The organism is Stenotrophomonas sp. C3(2023) (assembly GCF_032911385.1).
GTDB lineage: Bacteria > Pseudomonadota > Gammaproteobacteria > Xanthomonadales > Xanthomonadaceae > Stenotrophomonas.
Genome location: NZ_JAWJLO010000001.1, coordinates 366,120 through 383,866 on the forward strand (window position 1 = coordinate 366,120; position 17,747 = coordinate 383,866).

A 17,747-nucleotide genomic window follows, 5' to 3' on the forward strand; every position below is an offset into this window, starting at 1 on the left:
GACGACCAACGGTCGTCACCTACCCTGTGGCTGTGGCTTCGGGGAAGTGATGACCCTGCTCTGCGCGGCGTCAGAGCAGGGTGACGCCGGCCGTCGCCAGGGCCTGCCGGGTGGCATCGTCGTTGGCCGAGGTCACCGGGCGGGTCAGCGCCCACAGGTAGCCCACGGCGAACCCGGCGGTGGCCGCGTCCTGTGCCGTCCACAGCACGCAGTAGTCGCGCGCCAACCCGCACACATGCACTTCGGTGATGCCGCGCTCGCGCAGCCAGGCGGCCAGCCCGGTCGAGGCGCGCCCGCCCTCGGGGCCGAAGTTCTCGCGGAAGGCACTGTAGGAGTCGACCTGCTGGCGCGTGCCCTTGCGCAGGATCAGCTGGGCCGCATTCCAGTCCACGCCCGCATGCAGCGCGGCACCTGCACTGCCTTGCACACAATGATCCGGCCACAACGTCTGCGGCTGCGCGTGCAGCAGGATTGCTTCAAACGGCAGGTGGCCAGGATGCTCGCTGGCAAACGAGGCGTGCCGTGGCGGGTGCCAGTCCTGGGTAGCAACAACGGTCTGGTAGCGGCGCTGCCGCAGCAGCGCGTCGATCGGCTCCACCAGCGCATCACCGTCCTCGCAGGGCAGCGCGCCACCAGGCATGAAGTCCGGCTGCAGGTCGACCACGATCAACGCAATATGGGCAGGCAGTACGGTCATCGACGCAGTATCGGCAGGCGGGGCCCACAAGGGTGGCCTCGCCACCGCCGCAGGTCAATGCAGATGTCCGCGCAGCGCGGCGGGGTCACCGCCGGTGCAGGAAAAACTCCACCGGCACCATGACCTCGACCGGATCACCCGCCACGTCCGGTGGCGGCGCTGGCAGGGGGCTGCCACGCTGCACCGTAGCCAGCGTCTCCTCGTCCAGCAGCGGATGGCCGCTGCTGCGGCCGATGCGCACGTGGCTGGCGTTGCCCTGCCGGTCCACGCTGAAGCGCACATAGGCCACGCCCTGCTGGCGCAGCCGCTCGGCCTGGCGCGGGTAACGCCGGAACTGCTGCAGATGGCCAAGCAGCCGCGCCTGCCAGGTGGCCGCCGCGTCGCCTGGGCTGCCGGTAACGGTCTGCGCCGCAGCGTAGCGCGTGGCCTCCTGCGCCTGTATCGAGGGCGGCGCCAGCGACTGCGCCACGTCCTGCGTGTCGGTTGCCTCGGCCGGTTCAACCACCTCACGGCGCCGCGTCGCGTGCGTCTGTGCGGTTTCGTCGGCCGGAAGCGTGAGTTTCGGCACGGGCGCCGGCGACGGCTCGGGCTCGGCCATCGTCTGCTGGCGCATCAGCGGGCCGGGCGGCAGCGCGCGCGGCGGCACGGGCGGCGCTTCGGGCGCAGCCGCCAGCTCGACCATCAAGGCGTCCGGAGCCAGCGCCTGCGGCGGCACAGGCGCGCGCGCGGTCCACCACAGCGCGACGGATACCAGCACCCCATGCACGGCCAGCACGATGGCCAGGCTGCTGCACCAGCGCAGCAGCCCGCGGTGGGGCGCGCTCATGGCGCCTGCTGTTCCAGCCCGACCAGCGCCACCTTGCGGTAACCGGCCGCGCGCAGGGCGTTCATCGCCTGCATCAGGTCACCATAGGCCACGCGTGTGTCCGCGCGCAGGTAGACCCGCCGCTCGCTGTCCGCGCCGGTGGCCGCATCCAGCGCTGCCTTCAGGCCGACCGCGCTGACCGGCACATCGTTGAGGTGCATCGACAGGTCGGCCTGCACCGACAGGAACACCGGCGCCTCGTCGCGCGGCTGCGGCGATGCACTGCTGGCCGGCAGCTCCACCGGCGTATCCACGGTCGCCAAGGGCGCGGCCACCATGAAGATGATCAGCAGCACCAGGATCACATCGATGAAGGGCGTGACGTTGATCGCGTGGCTTTCCTGCGGTGCATCGTCGTCGTGGCGTGCGGTCCTGATCGCCATGCCGCCCTCAAACGCCGTCGCGCGCCGCAGCGCGGTCCAGGTCACGCGACACCAGCTGCTGCACGGCCGCGGAGAGGTCGCCATGCAGGCCGCGCAGCGTGGCCAGCTTGCGGGTGAAATGGTTGTAGATCACCACCGCAGGAATCGCGGCCACCAGGCCCAGCGCGGTGGCCAGCAGGGCTTCGGCAATGCCCGGCGCGACCACGGCCAGGTTGGTGGTGTTGGCCTGCGCGATGCCGACGAAGCTGTTCATGATGCCCCACACCGTACCGAACAGGCCGACGAACGGGGCGATGGCACCGATGCTGGCGAGCAGGCCCACCCCCGTGCGCAGCTGCCGTGCCTGCTCCAGCTCGATGCGTTCCAGCCGCGAGCCGACACGTTCCTTGATGCCCTCGGCCTGCGGTGTGTCGTGGGACAGGCGCAGCTCGGCACGCGCGGCCTCCAGCAGTGCCTGTGCAGCGCCTTCATCCAGCGGCGCGCCGCTGCCTGGCGCCGGCAGGTGCGCCGAAGCCAACAGGGCGCTGCGCGCCTGGCGAAGCTGGCGCGCATGGCGGCCCAGCTCGCGCTGCTTGGCCAGCAGCACGGTCCAGGTGGCAATCGAGGCGATGGCCAGGCCGATCATCACGGTCTTCACCACCACATCGGCAGCGAGGTACATGCCCCACGGGGTGAGGTGGGCGGGCAGCGGCGAAGCAGCGGCAGCAGGCAGAATCAAAAACATGGGGCGTTGTCGAAGTCAGAGGTTAGGGGCCAAGCCGCACCTGATCGCGGTCGCGTTCAATCGGCAGCCGGGGGCGGAGGAGGATCCAGCGGGCGCGGGCTTGGCCGCGACAGCACGAAGGCCGCACTGGCGATGAAGAACAGACCCACGCCCAGCAGCAGGGGCCAGGAGGGGCGCGCGCCCCAGCAGAACATCGCAAACCCCAGCGCCATGCCGCAGCCGGCGAACAGCTTGCCTTTGCGGCTCACCGCGCCCTGTTCGCGCCACTCGCGCAGCGAGCGGCCGTAGCGCGGGTGCTCAAGCAGCATGCGTTCAAACCGCGGCGAGCTGCGTGCAAAACAGCCAACGGCCATGATCAGAAAGATGGTGGTCGGCATCACCGGCAGCAGTGCACCGATGACGCCCAGCGCCACCATCAACCAGCCTGCGCAGAACCACAGCCAGCGCATCAGTGCTCACCGTGTGGGGCGACCGTGGCGGGCGGGCGCGAAAGCATCAGGCGAACTCTAGCTCGACGTGGCCATGTACGCTGCGGAACGCCGCATCGGCGGCGTCGATCATCTGTTGTTCCTGTTCGGAGGTCAGCGCCACGCTGTCCAGCGCGGCAGTGAACTCACGCCAGTGGCGCGCAGCGCCATCGGGGTGGGCAGCCAGGTGGCGGGCGCCGAAGCCTGCGTCCAGGCCGAGGCGGGCGGCCATCTTGAACAGGATGGTGCCGCCCAGGTTCGAGCCCTCGGCCACGTACAGCCAGCCAAGCGCCGCCGGCAGCGGCAACGGCGCGGGGACTGCGGAGGCGGCCGGCGCGGGCAGGGCCTGCTCCAGGTCGGCCAGGTCGCGCGCGATCTGTGGCAGTCGGCGGCGTTCGTCCAGGTCGGGCAGCAGCGCGTCCAGTTCGGGGTTGGCGTACAGCGCCTCGATGTCGCGGTGGAAACGGTACTGCACACGCAGGAAGCGGGCGAACTGGGCGCGGCTGGCGAAAATGTCGCCAGCCATGATGCGCTTGTCCAACGCATTGTGGCTGTCGCGGGTTGCAGCCTTCAGGCGCTGGCTGCGGGTGGCGTCGAGGATGGCGGTGTCGGTCATGGTGAATATGCGGGAGTGAAGGGCCTGGCTCCGCGGGTGCGGCTGCCATGATGCCTCGTGACAGGTGAACCTGCAGCGTGGGCGTCGGCAGCGGGCCGGCCAGGCCAGCCCGCTGCTTGCCGGATCAGTAGCGGTAGGTCAGCGCCAGCCGCGCGCTGCGTCCCGGCGCGGGCAGCACGCCCAGCGCGAGCGGGTCCAGGTAATAGCGGTCGGTGACATTGTCGATGTTGAAGTCCACCGCGAACTGGTCACTGGCCTTCCAGCTGGCGAACACATCGACGATGGCCGCCGGGTTGTACAACTGCTGGATGGCCGACAGACCCTCGTTCCAGGGTTTGTCCAGGCGACTGATCGGGCCGGAGTTGTAGACCACGCGTGTGCCCACCCTCAGCCGCTGCTCGAACAGGCGCGCGCCGAGCGTTGCGTTGACGTTGCGCTTGGGCGGGTTCTGGGTATTGCTGTAGGAGCCCTGGAAACCACCGTCCACGCAGTCCGGTGTTGCCGCCAGTGCCGCATTGTTGCGCGAGGCACCATAGGCGCGGCGTTCGGCGGCGATATCCGGTGCGCAGGTTTTGGCTTCGATGTAATAGTGCGCCGACAGATCGGCGAACACGCTGCCGTTGTCATAGCTGGACTGCAGTTCGATGCCCGAGACCTTGAAGCGGTCGATGTTGCGGATCAGCCCTGCCGACAGCGTGCGGTAGTCGCGGGTGATCAGGTCATCGATGCGGGTATTGAAGTAGGCCAGCTTGAGCGCCGCCTGGTCACCCTCGCTGAAGAGACCGTGGACCACGGTGCTGGCGCCCACCTCCCAGGTGCCGGCGCGCTCGGGTTTGAGCTCGCTGGTCGGACGTGCGGCGGTGAACAGCCCAAGCGTGGTTTCAAACAGGCTGGGCAGCTTCACACCCTCGGCATATTTCACGTAGAGCAGGGTGTCTTCGTTGAAGCGGTAGGCCACGCTGGCGGTGGGCATGAAGGCATCGTCGCGACGGCGGATCGGCCTGGACCAGGTCCAGCGGGTCGGCACCACCAGGTCCTGTGCGTCGTCGGCGTCGTAGAAGTTCCAGCCGCCCAGATCGGCCACCGTGCCCTTCTTGTATGGCGAGGCGAGCAACGAGGCTTCGGTGAACGCACCACTGGCATCGGGGTACCAGTTGAGCATGGCGATGCGCGTCGCGCGCCACGACGGCAGGTCCGGGTTGCCGTTGAGCAGCTGGGTGTAGCGGTACTGGCCGATCACCTCGCTGCCGGCAACGGTGGCCAGCCGGTTGCGGTCACGCACATTGACCCGGTTGTAGCGCCCGCCCAGCACCACTTCCCAATGTTCATCAGACTGCCACTTGACCGAGGCCACGGCGCTGTATTCCCTGCGCGCGGCGTTGCGCAGGAAGCGGTTGTTGACCAGGTCATCGTGCTTCACCGGCGAGTGCGGGCCGGGGCCGATGTCCTCATCGCTGAAGGACAGGCCGTAGTCGAGGCTGAACAGGCCGGCGCCGGTGGACAGGTGGGTGGTGTTGCCCACGTCCATGCCCAGCCGTTTCTGGGTCAGCTCGTTGCGGTAGGCGTCCTTGTAACCGGGATCGGTGTTGAAGGTCGGGCCGTCGTACCACTCGGTGCGGCGGTCGAAGTACCACGGGGTGATCCCGGTCAGGCCGTTGTACATCAGGCTCTCTGCCTTGGTGTACCAGAGGTTGGCCTTGAGGTCGACGCGTTCGTTGTCCGGGTTGAAGCGGTAACGCAGGTTGTAACTGTCCATGTCGACGTGGCCCGGCTCCCACTGCGGCACGCGGTCGCGGTTCACCCGGATGATCTGTGAGGCCATGATCTCGCCGGCGTCGCCCTCATAGCGGCGGTAGCCCGCTTCCAGGGTCTGGTTCTCGTCGATGCGCCAGGTGCCCTTCAACAGGATCGACTCCGAGCGCGAGGAGGTGTTGAACACCTCGGTATCCTGTGGGTTGAGCGGGGCCAGCGTGCGGCGGGCCTGCGGGAAATCGTGGTAGCCGTGCTTGCCGGAGAAGTAGTTGCCGTTCTCGCGCCAGGCATAGGCCGCGACGAGGTCGAAGCTGTCCCACTGTCTGCCGCCGGCGATGTTGAAGAACTGGCTGCCCAGTGCGCTGCGGTCGGTGCGTGGCTCGGCGCTGTAGCTGGGCACATTGTTGGTGCTGCCGCTGGCCACGCCGGTGCGCACACGCAGGCCGCTGCTGCGGCCTGCGCGCAGCACATCGTCAAGCTTCAGGGTTTCCATTTCCACCACGCCACCGATGCCGCCGGAGGCATTCACGCCCAGGCTCGGCCCCTTGGTGATGGTGACACTGGAGATGAGGTCGGGGTCGAGGTAGGTGCGCTGGGACTGGCCGGCATAGCCGCGGTAGGTATCCATCGTCGACTGGCCACCGTCGATGATCACCGGGATGCGGCTCTGGCCCTGCACGCCTCGGATGTTGACGTCCAGCGCATTGGCCACGCGCGGGTCACCGGCGGTGACGCCGGCCACGCCTTTGACCATGTCGGCGGTGGAAGTGCCACGGAAGCGTTCGATGGTGTCGCGTGCGATGAAGGCGGTGGAACCGGTGTTGCGGTAGACGTCCAGCGCGCGGGCCTGTGCGCTGCCACCTTCGCCGCCGTCGCCATTGCCGGCCACGCTGAGCGCGTCGGTCACGATCACACCACCGGCGGCGCCCGGCGCCCGTTCCAGGCTGACAGCGGCGGTGCCGACGCGCCGTGCGAGCAGGCCACTGCCCTGCAGCAGACGGTTCAACGCTACATGCGCGTCGAGCTCACCGCTGACCGGGCGGGAGGTGATGCCATCGGCCAGCGATGCCGGATAGGCCACCTGCACGCCGGACTGGCGCATGTAGCTGCGCAGCGCATCGGCCAGCGGCTGGGCGGGAATGTCAAAGCGCACGTTGGCCGCGCGGACAGTGCTCGCGTCGGACTGGGCCACGGCGGGCAGGGCGGTGGCGCCGAACAGGCCCGCAGCGATCAGGGCGAGACAGAGACGGGTCGGACGCGGAGGGTGGCCCGTGCGGAAAGCAGTACGCATGAAGAAACCTGTGGAGTGATCGATGCCAGAGCAGCGGAGAACCCGCACGGCGGTGCGGGCACGTCGAACGCGCATGGCGGCGGCGAGAACGTTCTATGGATGAAGACGAACCAGGCATGCAGATCCCCAAGGCGATCTGCCTGCTGTGTTGATCACGGCCTTGCAGTCGCCGCTGCCCGCACAATCGCCACGCCCATGGGCAGCCGGGTGATGCGCAGTCCCGCCGTGCTGGCCAGCGTGTCCAGCGCCTGTTCCGGCCGGTCCAGGCGCAGGGCCGCGCTGACAGCCGGCAGCACCGACAGGTCGCCCTGGACGAAGGTGGGCCCCGCGCGATAGCGGGCAATGCGCGCGACGGCCTCGGCCACCGTGCTCGATTCCAGCAGCAGTTCGCCCTGGCGCCAGCTGGCAATGCGGTCCGGTGCCACGTCATCGAGGCGGGTGACAAGGCTGTCCGGGGTGTAGCGGGCCCGCTGGCCGGCGTCCAGATAGGTCCAGCCGCCCATCCGGTGCGACGCCACGCGCACGCGGCCCTGCTCGACCATGGCCTCGACCTGCCCATCGCGGCGCGAGACCGCGAAAGCGGTGGAGATGTCCTCGACCACACCGCCTGCGGCCGTTACCTGGAAGGGGCGCTGCGGCTCTGGCTTGACCTCGAACCAGGCCTGCCCGCGCAACAGTTCCACGCGTCGCTGCCCGGCGCTGTAGTGCAGCGCGATGGCACTGTCGGCGTCGAGCACGGCATGGCTGCCATCAGGCAGCGTCACCGCGGCAAGCGTGGCACCACTGCGATGATCGGCCTGCCAGCGCAGCGATGCTTCGGGCAGCAGCGCTGCCAGCGCCAGCACCGCGGCGGTGGTGACCCCGACGCGCTGCCAGAGCCGGCTGCGGCGGCGCGGCGCAGACTCGGGCTGCGCCGAACCGGGCTGCCGGTGCGGACCAAGGCTGCGCCAGAGCTGTCGCTCGTACTCGAACACCCGCCGATGGCCGGGCTGGGCAAGCCAGTGCTCGAACGCTTCCAGCTGGGCCTGGTCGATGCGCCCGGAGGCCAGGCGGGTGATCCAGACGTGGGCCTGTTCGGCGAGGGGCAGAGTGGTCGAAGGGGAATGCGGGCACATGGGCTGGCGGTGAGAAGCGGAGGGCGGGCAGGCGGAGGGCGATGCGCCCTCATCCTGGACATGACGCCTGCAGTGGTCGCGTCCCCAACCCCGATTGTGGGTCAGCGCCCACGCCGGGCCCAGGCAAGGCGCTGCAACGCACTGCGCAGATGATTCTCCACCGTGGTGACCGAGACGCCATGGCGGCGGGCGACCTCGGCCTGGGTCAGGCCCTGCAGCCGGTTGAGCTGGAACATGCTGCGGGTGGGTTCGGGCAGGTGGCTGGCCGCCGCCAGTACACGCTGCAGTTCGTCCTGCGCCATGACCTGTTCTTCGGTGGAAAGCACCTCGTCGGGCCCCCACAGGTAATGGTCGGCCAGCAGGCGGTTGCGGCGGGTGCGCTCGCGGCCATGGTCGGTCGCCAGGTTCGCCGCCAGCCGGTACAGATAGGCGCGCGGATTGCTGATCTGCTGGCTGCTGTCGACGCTGCGCGCCTTGAACCACACTGACTGGATGACATCTTCGGCACCGCCGTCGCTGCCCAGGATCGAGCGCACCAGGCGCAGCAGCGCCGGGCGTTCAAGGATCAGCAGTTCGGTCAGGGTCGAGGCGTTGGACATCCGAAGCGACGGCGGTTTGCCGGGGAGGAGGGGGACGGCGCGGCATCTTACGCCGTAAATGCGAATCAGTCACATTTGGCCCGTTTGTGGATTCGTGTCGTATCCAGCATCAAGGTGTCGCGTCTGTCTCATTCCTTGCGAGACCCTCCGGCCATAATCAAGCTCACGGCGAACCGGGAGACGCACATGTCAGGCAAGTACTGCGATCTGGTCATGAAGGGGGGCATCACCAGTGGCATCGTCTATCCCAACGCGGTCCTGGCACTGGCCCGGGACTACCGCTTCAAGAGCATTGGCGGCACGTCCGCCGGTGCCATCGCCGCGGCGGTGGCTGCCGCGGCGGGGTTGGGTGACCGCCGTCAGCACGACGGCCAGACCCTGCCTGCCGGGGCCGGCTTCGAGGGGTTGGCCGGAGTGTCGGCCGAGCTTTCCCGCCGCGGCTTCATCTACAGCCTGTTCCAGCCGGCGCGTGGGGCGCGTGCGGCATTCCGCCTTGTGGTAACGCTGGCCGGCGACGCCCGCTGGCCGCGCAAGGCGGTCAGCCTGCTGCTGGCCGTGTTCACCATCGCGCCGCTGGAAGTCGCGCTTGCGCTGGCCCTGCTGCTGACGCTGGCGGGCAGCATCGGCGGTGTGTCTGCGGTGCTGGGCACGCTGCTGCCCTCGCTGCTGTGCGCGTATGGCGCCGGCGTGGCTGCCTCATTGCTGCGGGTGGCCCGGGTGGCCCGTGGCAACCTGCTGGGACTTTGCAGCGGGCGCAGCGAGGATGCCCGCCGACCGGCGATGACCGACTGGCTGCATCTGCGGCTGCAGCAGTTGGCCGGCCTGCCGCTGGAGGCACCGCTGACCTTTGCCGACCTGCACAACGCGCCGCGCTATGCCGATGAACCGGCTGATCCGCGCGCGATCACCCTGCAGATGATCAGCACCTGTGTTTCCCACAACGAGCCGCGCACGCTGCCGTTCACCGACGCGCGGTTCTGGTTCCTGCGTGAGGAGTTCGACCGGCTGTTTCCTGCCAGCGTGGTGGACTGGCTGGTCGCCCATGCCGGCCCCCCGCTGCGCGTGGATGACAAGGAATACCATCGGCTGCCTCCGGATGCGCAGCTGCCGGTGCTGGTGGCCACGCGCATGAGCCTGAGTTTTCCATTGCTGATCAGTGCGGTGCCGTTGCATGAACTGGTCCATCAGCAGCACCGCCAGGCCACCCATGCACCACAGCCCGGCCGGGCCGGTCACAACGTGGCCGACAGCATGGAAGGGTTGGCTGCCGGTGGCCAGCCGGCAGCCAGCGCTGCCGAAGGCTTTCGTCTGTGCTGGTTCTCCGATGGCGGCATCAGCAGCAATTTTCCGATCCACCTGTTCGACGCCGCCTTGCCGCGCTGGCCGACCTTCGCGCTGAATCTGGTCTACCCCGGCGGCGAGGAGGAGGTGCCAGCCGGCGAGGATGAAGCGCAGGCCCTGCAGCGCGCGGTGCGTCGCGCGGTCGGCAACCGGCAGGGCTGGCAGCGGGGTTACCACGCCATTGCCGCGCCGCTGGCCGCTGCCGAACTGGTGCGCTTCGTGTTTGCGGTACTGTCGACCATGCAGAACTGGCGCGATCTGCTGCAGGCCCGCGCGCCGGGATATCGCGACCGCATCGTGCACGTCAGGCTCGATGGCAACGAAGGTGGCATGAACCTGGACATGCCGCAGGAGGTGCTCAGCCGCATCGCCGAAAAGGGCGTACTGGCCGGGCAGCGGTTCTGTGCGTTTTCGTTCGAAAACCACTACTGGGTGCGCTGGCGCAACCTCGCCTCGGCCTATCAGCGGCATGCGCTGGAGGTATCGCGCACTGCTGATCCGGCCCAGCAGGTCATGGCGTACCGTGCAGCCTATTCCATGGTTGCCCGGGGCGAGCCGCCACCGCCGTCCTACGCACTTGGCGCGCAGGACAAGCGCCGTGAATCGCAACAGTTGTACCGCACGATGGTCGAGCAGGGCGCCACCTGGGAAGACCTCGGCCCGGACCTGACCGACGGCGCCCCGCGTCCGTTGCCGCAGATGAAGGTCACCCCGATCTACTGATCGTCGGTCGCGATTCGGCCAGATCGCGACGACCTTTCCGCGCTGACCGGAGGTCTCACCGGCCGGGCAGCTGCGCGAACGCGCGCTGCATGCAGTCCTCGCGCGGGCACACCCGGCAGCCGGGGCCGATGGAAACCGAATTGCCCGGGCTCTGGATGTCCAGCCCGCGCGAGTACACCAGCCGCTCGGCATGCTGCAGGTCGCAGCCCAATGCCACGGCGAAGGTCTTGCGCGGTTTGCCATGACCCACCGGCCCGCTGCTGACCTGGCGTGCCAGCCAGAAGTGGCGGCGACCATCGGGCATGCGCGCGGTCTGGGTGAGGATGCGCCCTGGTTGGTTGAAAGCCTCGTAGACGATCCACAACGGGCAGGAACCGCCGACCTGAGAGAAGTGGAAATCGGTCGCGGAGTGCCGCTTGGACACGTTGCCCGCACGGTCGACGCGGATGAAGAAGAACGGCAGCCCGGGTGCGCTGCGTCGCGCCAGCGTACTGAGCCGGTGGCAGACCGCTTCGAAGCCGACCCCGAACTGGTGCGCCAGCAGCTCGATGTCATAGCCGTTGTGTTCGGCTGCACGCAGAAAGCGCCCATAGGGCATCACCAGCGCGCCAGCGAAGTAGTTCGACAGCCCGATGCGGGCCTGCGCGATGCGTGCGTCGTCGTGGAAGCCTGCGCGGGCGATCACCGCATCGATGCGCTCGCCATGCCCGCGCAGGGCCAGCTCGGCGGCCATCTGGAACGCCTGCTGGCCCGGCTCAAGGTAATCCGGCAGCCACAAGGTGCGGCCGCTGGCATCGAGCAGGCGCTTCTCGCGGCCGGCCTGCAGTGGTGCCACTTCCACCAGCACGCCATGCCGGTCGGCCAGCACCTGCTGCAGCCGCGGGGCGACGTGGCCCGGCTGCAGGCCCCAGTCGTCGAACAGTGCCTCGGCCAGATCGTCCAGTTCGGGAATGTGGTTGTGCATGCGGTTGAAGAAGTCCCGCACCTGGTCGCCCGCAGGCAGGCTCAGGCCGGCCCCGGGCTCGCCAAGCTGGAACTCCAGCGCAGCGGCATGCTCGCGCAGCGCCAGATGGCGACGATGCAGCTGCAGCAGCGCCTGGCTGACCTGCGGCAGGTTGCCGGCCAGTGCCCGCAGTTCGGTCGGGCTCACATCGGCCAGGCCAAGGTCGCGCAACGTCTCGTCCAGCGCCTGCTGCAACGCGGCCGGATCATCGGCGTCGAACAGGCTGCTCAGGTCGCCCAGCGCACCGCGCAGGCGCTGCTGCACCCCGGCGGTGAGCGGGCGTTTGTTGCGCTCGATCTGGTTGAGGTAGCTGGGTGAAACGCCAAGCTGCTGGGCCAGCTGGGCCTGGCTCAGGCCGTGCGCCTCGCGCAGCTTGACCAGACGCAGGCCGAGATGCCGATGTGAGCTTTCCGAATTCACTGAATTAACAAAAATCGACGTGTTGTTGGCCAGATTAAGCGCAGATCGTAGGGATTACGAGTGGCGGCTTGTGAATAATGCCAAGTATCTTTCGTACCCCGGGATTGTCGTCATGACTGTTGCAGCGCCCCGTATCCGCATGCTGATCGATGGCCAGTTCGTCGAGTCGGCCAGCAAACACTGGCAGGACGTGGTCAACCCGGCCACCCAGGATGTGCTGGCCCAGGTGCCGTTCGCCACCAGCAGCGAAGTGGATGCGGCCGTTGCTGCCGCCAAGGAGGCGTTCAAGACCTGGCGCAAGACCCCCATCGGCACGCGGGCACGCATCTTCCTGAAGTACCAGCAGCTGATCCGCGAGAACATGAGCGAGCTGGCACACACGCTGAGCGCCGAGCAGGGCAAGACCCTGCCCGACGCCGAGGGCGACGTGTTCCGTGGCCTGGAGGTGGTGGAGCATGCGGCGGCGATCGGCAATCTGCAGCTGGGCGAGCTGGCCAACAACGTGGCCAACGGTGTGGACACCTACACCCTGATGCAGCCGCTGGGCGTCTGCGCGGGCATCACCCCGTTCAACTTTCCGGCCATGATTCCCCTGTGGATGTTCCCGATGGCCATCGCCACCGGCAACACCTTCGTGCTCAAGCCGTCCGAGCAGGACCCGATGGTGACCATGCGCCTGGTGGAACTGGCGCAGGAAGCCGGCATTCCCAAGGGCGTGCTGAACGTCGTCCACGGTGGCGAAGCGGTGGTCAATGCGATCTGCGACCACCCGGACATCAAGGCCGTCTCGTTCGTGGGCTCGACCCGCGTCGGCACCCACGTCTACAACCGCGCCTCGCTGGCCGGCAAGCGCGTGCAGTGCATGATGGGCGCCAAGAACCACGCCGTGGTGCTGCCCGATGCCAACAAGGAGCAGACCCTCAACGCGATGGTCGGCGCTGCCTTCGGCGCGGCTGGCCAGCGCTGCATGGCCGCCTCGACGCTGGTGCTGGTGGGCGAGGCACGCAGCTGGGTGCCCGAGCTGGTCGAGAAGGCCCGTACGCTGAAGGTGAGCGGCGGCACGGTCGCCGGCACCGATGTCGGCCCGGTGATTTCCTGCGCGGCGCGCGAACGGGTCGAAGGCCTGATCGCCTCGGGCGTGGAGCAGGGTGCACAGCTGGTGCTCGATGGCCGCAACCCGCAGGTCGATGGCTTCGAGAAGGGCAACTTCGTTGGCCCGACCATCTTTGCCGGTGTCACCACCGACATGCGCATCTACCAGGAAGAGATCTTCGGGCCGGTGCTGGTCATCCTGGAAGCCGAAACGCTGGAGGAGGCCATCGCGCTGGTCAACAGCAACCCCAACGGCAACGGCACCGCGCTGTTCACCCAGTCCGGTGCGGCCGCGCGCCGCTTCCAGGAAGACATCGATGTGGGCCAGGTCGGCATCAACGTGCCGATTCCGGTGCCGGTGCCGCTGTTCTCCTTCACCGGCTCGCGCGCATCCAAGCTCGGTGACCTGGGCCCGTACGGCAAGCAGGTGGTGATGTTCTACACCCAGACCAAGACGGTGACCGCGCGCTGGTTCGACGATGAAACGCTGAGCCATGGCGTCAATACCACCATCAGCCTGAAGTAAGCGCGCAGCGGAACTACGGAGTTTGACCATGAGCCACTCGATGACGACGGAACTCGAAGAAGCGCAGCAGGCCTATAGAGAGGCAGCGCGTGACTTTGCCCAGGCCGAACTGGCGCCGCACGCCGCGCGATGGGATGCGGAGGGCATCTTTCCGCGCGAGGCGATCGCCAAGGCAGGGGAACTCGGGTTCTGTGGCCTGTACATGGACCCCGAGGCAGGTGGCAGCGGCCTGAGCCGTCTGGACGCCGCCGTCGTCATCGAGGAGCTCGCCTATGTGGACCCGTCCACGGCGGCCTACATCAGCATCCACAACATGGCCTCGGCCATGCTGGCCAACTGGGGCAGCCCGGCGCTGCGCCAGAGCTGGGCAGCCGAGCTGGCGGCAGGGGTCAAGCTGGCCTCCTACTGCCTGACCGAGCCCGGTGCCGGTTCGGATGCCGGCTCGCTGAAGACCTCGGCCACGCGTGATGGCGATCACTGGGTGCTCAACGGCGCCAAGGCCTTCATTTCCGGTGCAGGCGCCACCGACCTGCTGGTGGTGATGGCGCGCACCGGTGGACCGGGCGCGGGCGGCGTCAGCGCGTTTGCGGTGCCGGCCGATGCGCCGGGCATCAGCTACGGCCGCAAGGAAGAGAAGATGGGCTGGAACAGCCAGCCCACCCGCGGCATCACCTTCGAGAACGTGCGCATTCCAGCCGACCACCTGCTGGGCGAGGAAGGCGGCGGCTTCAAGCTGGCGATGAAGGGGCTGGACGGTGGCCGCATCAACATCGCCGCCTGCTCGCTGGGTGCAGCGCAGGGCGCGCTGGACGCGGCGCGCCGCTACATGGGCGAACGCCGCCAGTTCGGCAAGGCGCTGGCCGAGTTCCAGGCCCTGCAGTTCAAGCTGGCCGACATGGTGACCCAGCTGGTGGCGGCGCGGCAGATGACCCACACCGCCGCACGCAAGCTCGACGCCGGTGCCAGCGATGCCAACGTGTGGTGCGCGATGGCCAAGCGCTTCGCCACCGATGCCGGCTTCAACGTGTGCAACGAGGCGCTGCAGATCCACGGTGGCTACGGCTATATCCGCGAGTACCCGATCGAGCGGCTGTTGCGCGATTGCCGCGTGCACCAGATTCTTGAGGGCACCAACGAAATCATGCGGGTGATCGTGGCACGACACCTGCTCAACACCGAAGAGGAACTGCGATGAACGATTGGCGCAACCAGCAGCATGTCGGCCTGGCGGTGAAGGCCGAAGGCCACACCGCGGTGATCACCCTGCAGAACCCGCCGGCGCACACCTGGACAGTGCACAGCCTGGCCGCACTGCGCGACCTGGTGGGCGCGCTCAATGCGGACCGCAGCATCTACGCGCTGGTGATCAGCGGTGACGGCGAGAAGTTCTTCTCCGCCGGCGCCGACCTCAACCAGTTCGCCTCTGGCGACAAGGCCGCAGCGCGCGAAGCAGCCCGCCGCTTTGGCGAGGCCTTTGAGGCGCTTTCGGCCTTCCGCGGTGTGTCCATCGCGGCGATCAACGGCTATGCAATGGGCGGTGGGTTGGAATGCGCGCTGGCCTGTGACCTGCGCATCATCGAAGAGCACGCCCAGGTGGCGCTGCCTGAAGCGACCGTCGGCCTGCTGCCGTGTGCCGGTGGCACCCAGAACCTGCCACGTCTGGTCGGCGAGGGCTGGGCCAAGCGCATGATCCTGCTGGGCGAGCGCATCGATGCTGACACCGCCGTGCGCATCGGCCTGGCCGAGCAGAAGGTCGGCAAGGGTGAGGCCAAGGCGCTGGCGATGGAGTGGGCGGCCAAGGTCGGCAAGCAGAGCCCGACCAGCGTGGCAGCGTGCAAGACACTGGTGCAGTGGACCCGCAGCGGCAGTCACGCCTCGGCACTGGTGGCCGAGCGCGAAGCGTTTGTTGATCTGTTCGACACCGCCGACCAGGGCGAGGGCGTCAACGCCTTCCTGGAAAAGCGCAGCCCGCAGTGGAAGAACGCATGAGCAGCGACAGCGCGCTCACGGCCCAGACGGCACCGGTGCTGTTCGAAGAACGCGCCGCCGGCAATGGCATGCGTATCGGCTTTGCCACGCTCAACGCGCCGCGCACGCTCAATGGTTTCTCGCTGCCGATGGCGCACCTGCTGCTGACGCAGCTGCGCGCCTGGGCCGATGACACGCGCATTGCCATGGTCGTGCTGCAGGGAGCGGGCGAGAAGGCGTTCTGCGCCGGTGGTGACCTGCACAGCCTGTACCAGGGCATGCGCGCGTTCGCCGACGCGGGCCACCGCGACATCCGTGACAACACCTACGCTGCCGAGTTCTTCGACGTGGAATACCGCGTCGACCATCTCATCCATACCTTCCCCAAGCCGATTCTGTGCTGGGGCCATGGCATCGTGATGGGCGGTGGCATCGGACTGATGTCCGGCGCCAGCCATCGCGTGGTGAGCGAGCGCTCGAAGCTTGCCTTCCCGGAGATCACCGTAGGCCTGTTCCCGGACGTGGGCGGCAGCTGGCTGCTGCCGCGCGTGCCCGGCAAGGGTGGGTTGTTCCTGGCGCTGACCGGCGCCCTGCTGAACCCGGGTGATGCGATCTTCGCCGGCCTGGCCGACCTGCATGTGGCCGAAGAACGTCGTGGCGCCGTGCTGGACAGCCTGCTGCAGGTTGACTGGTCGAGCGACGCCACTGAAAACCACGCACAGCTGGACGCGGTGCTGCAGGCCCATGCCAGTGGCACGCCGGCCGGCCCGCTGCAGACCCATGCTGCTGCGATCGATGCGCTGTGTGCGGGCGACGATCTGGAGGGAATCGTCGCCCGCATCACGGCGCTGCAGACCGACGACGCCTGGCTGCTCAACGCGCAGAAGACGTTGGCGGCCGGCGCGCCGGGTTCGGCGCGATTGGCCTTCGAACTGCAGCGCGCGGTCGGCGAGGCCAGCCTGGCCGATGCCTTCCGGTTGGAATACATCGCCGGTCTGCACTGCGCCGCGCACGGCGACTTTGCCGAGGGCATCCGCGCATTGCTGGTGGACAAGGACCGCAACCCGCAGTGGAACCCGGCCCGCCTGGGCGAGGCGGACGCCGCGTGGGCGCAGGCCTTCTTCGTTTCCCCATGGCCGGCCGACCAGCATCCGCTGGCCGACCTGGGCACTTCCCATCTTGAGAGGACTTCGGCATGAGCCGTATTGCGTTCATTGGTCTGGGCAACATGGGCGGCCCGATGGCGGCCAATCTGGTCAAGGCAGGTCACGCCGTGCGCGTGTTCGATCTGGTGCCGGCCGCACTGCAGGCCGCCGTCGATGCCGGTGCCAGCGCGGCAGGCTCCGCGTTGGACACGCTGACCGACGCCGAGATCGTGATCTCGATGCTGCCGGCCAGCCGCCACGTCGAAAGTGTCTATCTGGGCGAGGCCGGATTGCTGGCTGCCGTCCCTGCTGGCGCGCTGCTGATCGATTGCAGCACGATCGCACCGGCCAGCGCACGCAAGGTGTCCGAAGCGGCCGCCGCGCGCGGCCTGCAGATGCTCGACGCACCGGTATCCGGCGGCACCGCCGGTGCCCAGGCGGGCACACTGACCTTCATCGTCGGCGGTGAGGAAGACGCGCTGGAACGTGCACGTCCAGTGCTGCAGGCGATGGGCCGCAACATCTTCCATGTCGGTGCCAGCGGCGCCGGCCAGGTGGCCAAGCTGTGCAACAACATGGCACTGGGCGTGATCATGGCGGTAACCGGCGAGTCCATCGCACTGGGCGTGGCGCATGGCCTGGACCCGAAGGTGCTGTCGCAGATGATGGCGGTGAGCACCGGCCGCAGCTGGGCCACCGAAGTGTGCAACCCCTGGCCGGGCGTGCTGGAAAACGCGCCTGCATCGCGCGGCTACAGCGGCGGCTTTGGCAGCGACCTGATGCTCAAGGACCTCGGCCTGGCGGTGGAAGCGGCGATGGGCGTGGGCGCCTCGATCCCGCTGGGTGAGCTGGCACGCAACCTGTACTCGATGAATCACCAGGCCGGTCGCGGCAAGCTGGACTTTTCCAGCGTCGTGCAGCTGGTCAGCAACGAAACGTAACCCGGTCTACGGGTTCAACCGCGGTGGGATGGGTGGATGCACGGCTTCGGCCGGCATCCGCCCATTTTTTTGACCGCAG

At 68.2% G+C, this 17,747-nt stretch carries 16 protein-coding genes; 6 read left to right on the forward strand and 10 right to left on the reverse strand.

Annotated features, from left to right (window positions below; all coding sequences use genetic code 11):
* Positions 1-70 precede the first annotated feature (70 nt).
* The 9 genes from RZA67_RS01440 to RZA67_RS01480 all read right to left on the reverse strand — a co-directional run bounded on the left by RZA67_RS01440 (position 71) and on the right by RZA67_RS01480 (position 8,509).
* Positions 71-697, reverse strand: coding sequence for a nicotinamidase (locus RZA67_RS01440; protein WP_317210748.1), 627 nt, complete (start codon positions 695-697; stop codon positions 71-73).
* Between the two features lie 85 nt (positions 698-782).
* Positions 783-1,523, reverse strand: coding sequence for an energy transducer TonB (locus RZA67_RS01445; protein WP_317210749.1), 741 nt, complete (start codon positions 1,521-1,523; stop codon positions 783-785).
* Positions 1,520-1,945 carry a TonB system transport protein ExbD gene (gene exbD / locus RZA67_RS01450; protein WP_317210750.1) on the reverse strand — a complete coding sequence of 142 codons (426 nt, stop codon included), beginning with the start codon at positions 1,943-1,945 and terminating at the stop codon, positions 1,520-1,522. Before exbD ends, RZA67_RS01445 begins: the two co-directional genes overlap by 4 nt.
* 7 nt (positions 1,946-1,952) lie before the next feature.
* Positions 1,953-2,669, reverse strand: coding sequence for a tonB-system energizer ExbB (exbB, locus tag RZA67_RS01455; protein ID WP_317210751.1), 717 nt, complete (start codon positions 2,667-2,669; stop codon positions 1,953-1,955).
* Positions 2,670-2,725: 56 nt separating this feature from the next.
* Positions 2,726-3,118, reverse strand: a complete 393-nt coding sequence (locus RZA67_RS01460) for a YbaN family protein (protein WP_317210752.1) — start codon at positions 3,116-3,118, stop codon at positions 2,726-2,728.
* A 46-nt stretch (positions 3,119-3,164) separates the two neighbouring features.
* Entirely contained in the window at positions 3,165-3,752 is a 588-nt protein-coding gene (locus tag RZA67_RS01465) for a biliverdin-producing heme oxygenase (RefSeq protein WP_317210753.1), read from the reverse strand.
* Between the two features lie 124 nt (positions 3,753-3,876).
* On the reverse strand, positions 3,877-6,795 hold the full coding sequence (locus RZA67_RS01470) for a TonB-dependent receptor (RefSeq protein WP_317210754.1): 2,919 nt from the start codon (positions 6,793-6,795) through the stop codon (positions 3,877-3,879).
* 152 nt (positions 6,796-6,947) lie between these two features.
* Positions 6,948-7,910: a FecR domain-containing protein gene (locus RZA67_RS01475; protein WP_317210755.1), complete on the reverse strand. Its 963-nt coding sequence runs from the start codon at positions 7,908-7,910 to the stop codon at positions 6,948-6,950.
* Between the two features lie 101 nt (positions 7,911-8,011).
* The gene (locus RZA67_RS01480) at positions 8,012-8,509 is read right to left on the reverse strand and encodes an RNA polymerase sigma factor (RefSeq protein ID WP_317210756.1); all 498 of its coding nucleotides are present in this window, start codon (positions 8,507-8,509) and stop codon (positions 8,012-8,014) included.
* A gap of 186 nt (positions 8,510-8,695) precedes the next feature.
* Here RZA67_RS01480 and RZA67_RS01485 point away from each other — a divergent pair, with 186 nt between their 5' ends.
* Positions 8,696-10,573, forward strand: a complete 1,878-nt coding sequence (locus RZA67_RS01485; protein WP_317210757.1) for a patatin-like phospholipase family protein — start codon at positions 8,696-8,698, stop codon at positions 10,571-10,573.
* 55 nt (positions 10,574-10,628) lie between these two features.
* On the opposite strand, the gene RZA67_RS01490 is transcribed toward RZA67_RS01485, so the two are convergent.
* Positions 10,629-11,996, reverse strand: coding sequence for a short-chain fatty acyl-CoA regulator family protein (locus RZA67_RS01490; protein ID WP_317210758.1), 1,368 nt, complete (start codon positions 11,994-11,996; stop codon positions 10,629-10,631).
* A gap of 112 nt (positions 11,997-12,108) precedes the next feature.
* On the opposite strand from RZA67_RS01490, the gene RZA67_RS01495 reads away from it, so the two are divergent.
* From RZA67_RS01495 to mmsB, 5 genes are read left to right on the forward strand one after another with little or no spacing between them, the layout of a single operon-like run.
* Positions 12,109-13,614, forward strand: a complete 1,506-nt coding sequence (locus RZA67_RS01495) for a CoA-acylating methylmalonate-semialdehyde dehydrogenase (RefSeq protein WP_317210759.1) — start codon at positions 12,109-12,111, stop codon at positions 13,612-13,614.
* 28 nt (positions 13,615-13,642) lie between these two features.
* A complete protein-coding gene (locus RZA67_RS01500) occupies positions 13,643-14,809 on the forward strand; it encodes an acyl-CoA dehydrogenase family protein (protein WP_317210760.1) in 1,167 nt (388 codons plus the stop codon).
* Positions 14,806-15,603 (forward strand): enoyl-CoA hydratase, encoded by a 798-nt coding sequence (locus tag RZA67_RS01505; protein ID WP_317210761.1) that lies wholly within the window; start codon positions 14,806-14,808, stop codon positions 15,601-15,603. The genes RZA67_RS01500 and RZA67_RS01505 overlap by 4 nt, the downstream gene beginning before the upstream one ends.
* Positions 15,600-16,781, forward strand: coding sequence for an enoyl-CoA hydratase/isomerase family protein (locus RZA67_RS01510; RefSeq protein WP_317210762.1), 1,182 nt, complete (start codon positions 15,600-15,602; stop codon positions 16,779-16,781). The genes RZA67_RS01505 and RZA67_RS01510 overlap by 4 nt, the downstream gene beginning before the upstream one ends.
* Positions 16,778-17,668 carry a 3-hydroxyisobutyrate dehydrogenase gene (gene mmsB, locus RZA67_RS01515; protein WP_317210763.1) on the forward strand — a complete coding sequence of 297 codons (891 nt, stop codon included), beginning with the start codon at positions 16,778-16,780 and terminating at the stop codon, positions 17,666-17,668. Before RZA67_RS01510 ends, mmsB begins: the two co-directional genes overlap by 4 nt.
* Positions 17,669-17,747: the final 79 nt, after the last annotated feature.

Coding starts and splice junctions, on each gene's coding strand:
- RZA67_RS01440 (WP_317210748.1), bottom strand. CDS start 697: ATGACCGTACTGCCTGCCCATATTGCGTTGATCGTGGTCGACCTGCAG.
- RZA67_RS01445 (WP_317210749.1), bottom strand. CDS start 1,523: ATGAGCGCGCCCCACCGCGGGCTGCTGCGCTGGTGCAGCAGCCTGGCC.
- exbD (WP_317210750.1), bottom strand. CDS start 1,945: ATGGCGATCAGGACCGCACGCCACGACGACGATGCACCGCAGGAAAGC.
- exbB (WP_317210751.1), bottom strand. CDS start 2,669: ATGTTTTTGATTCTGCCTGCTGCCGCTGCTTCGCCGCTGCCCGCCCAC.
- RZA67_RS01460 (WP_317210752.1), bottom strand. CDS start 3,118: ATGCGCTGGCTGTGGTTCTGCGCAGGCTGGTTGATGGTGGCGCTGGGC.
- RZA67_RS01465 (WP_317210753.1), bottom strand. CDS start 3,752: ATGACCGACACCGCCATCCTCGACGCCACCCGCAGCCAGCGCCTGAAG.
- RZA67_RS01470 (WP_317210754.1), bottom strand. CDS start 6,795: ATGCGTACTGCTTTCCGCACGGGCCACCCTCCGCGTCCGACCCGTCTC.
- RZA67_RS01475 (WP_317210755.1), bottom strand. CDS start 7,910: ATGTGCCCGCATTCCCCTTCGACCACTCTGCCCCTCGCCGAACAGGCC.
- RZA67_RS01480 (WP_317210756.1), bottom strand. CDS start 8,509: ATGTCCAACGCCTCGACCCTGACCGAACTGCTGATCCTTGAACGCCCG.
- RZA67_RS01485 (WP_317210757.1), top strand. CDS start 8,696: ATGTCAGGCAAGTACTGCGATCTGGTCATGAAGGGGGGCATCACCAGT.
- RZA67_RS01495 (WP_317210759.1), top strand. CDS start 12,109: ATGACTGTTGCAGCGCCCCGTATCCGCATGCTGATCGATGGCCAGTTC.
- RZA67_RS01500 (WP_317210760.1), top strand. CDS start 13,643: ATGAGCCACTCGATGACGACGGAACTCGAAGAAGCGCAGCAGGCCTAT.
- RZA67_RS01505 (WP_317210761.1), top strand. CDS start 14,806: ATGAACGATTGGCGCAACCAGCAGCATGTCGGCCTGGCGGTGAAGGCC.
- RZA67_RS01510 (WP_317210762.1), top strand. CDS start 15,600: ATGAGCAGCGACAGCGCGCTCACGGCCCAGACGGCACCGGTGCTGTTC.
- mmsB (WP_317210763.1), top strand. CDS start 16,778: ATGAGCCGTATTGCGTTCATTGGTCTGGGCAACATGGGCGGCCCGATG.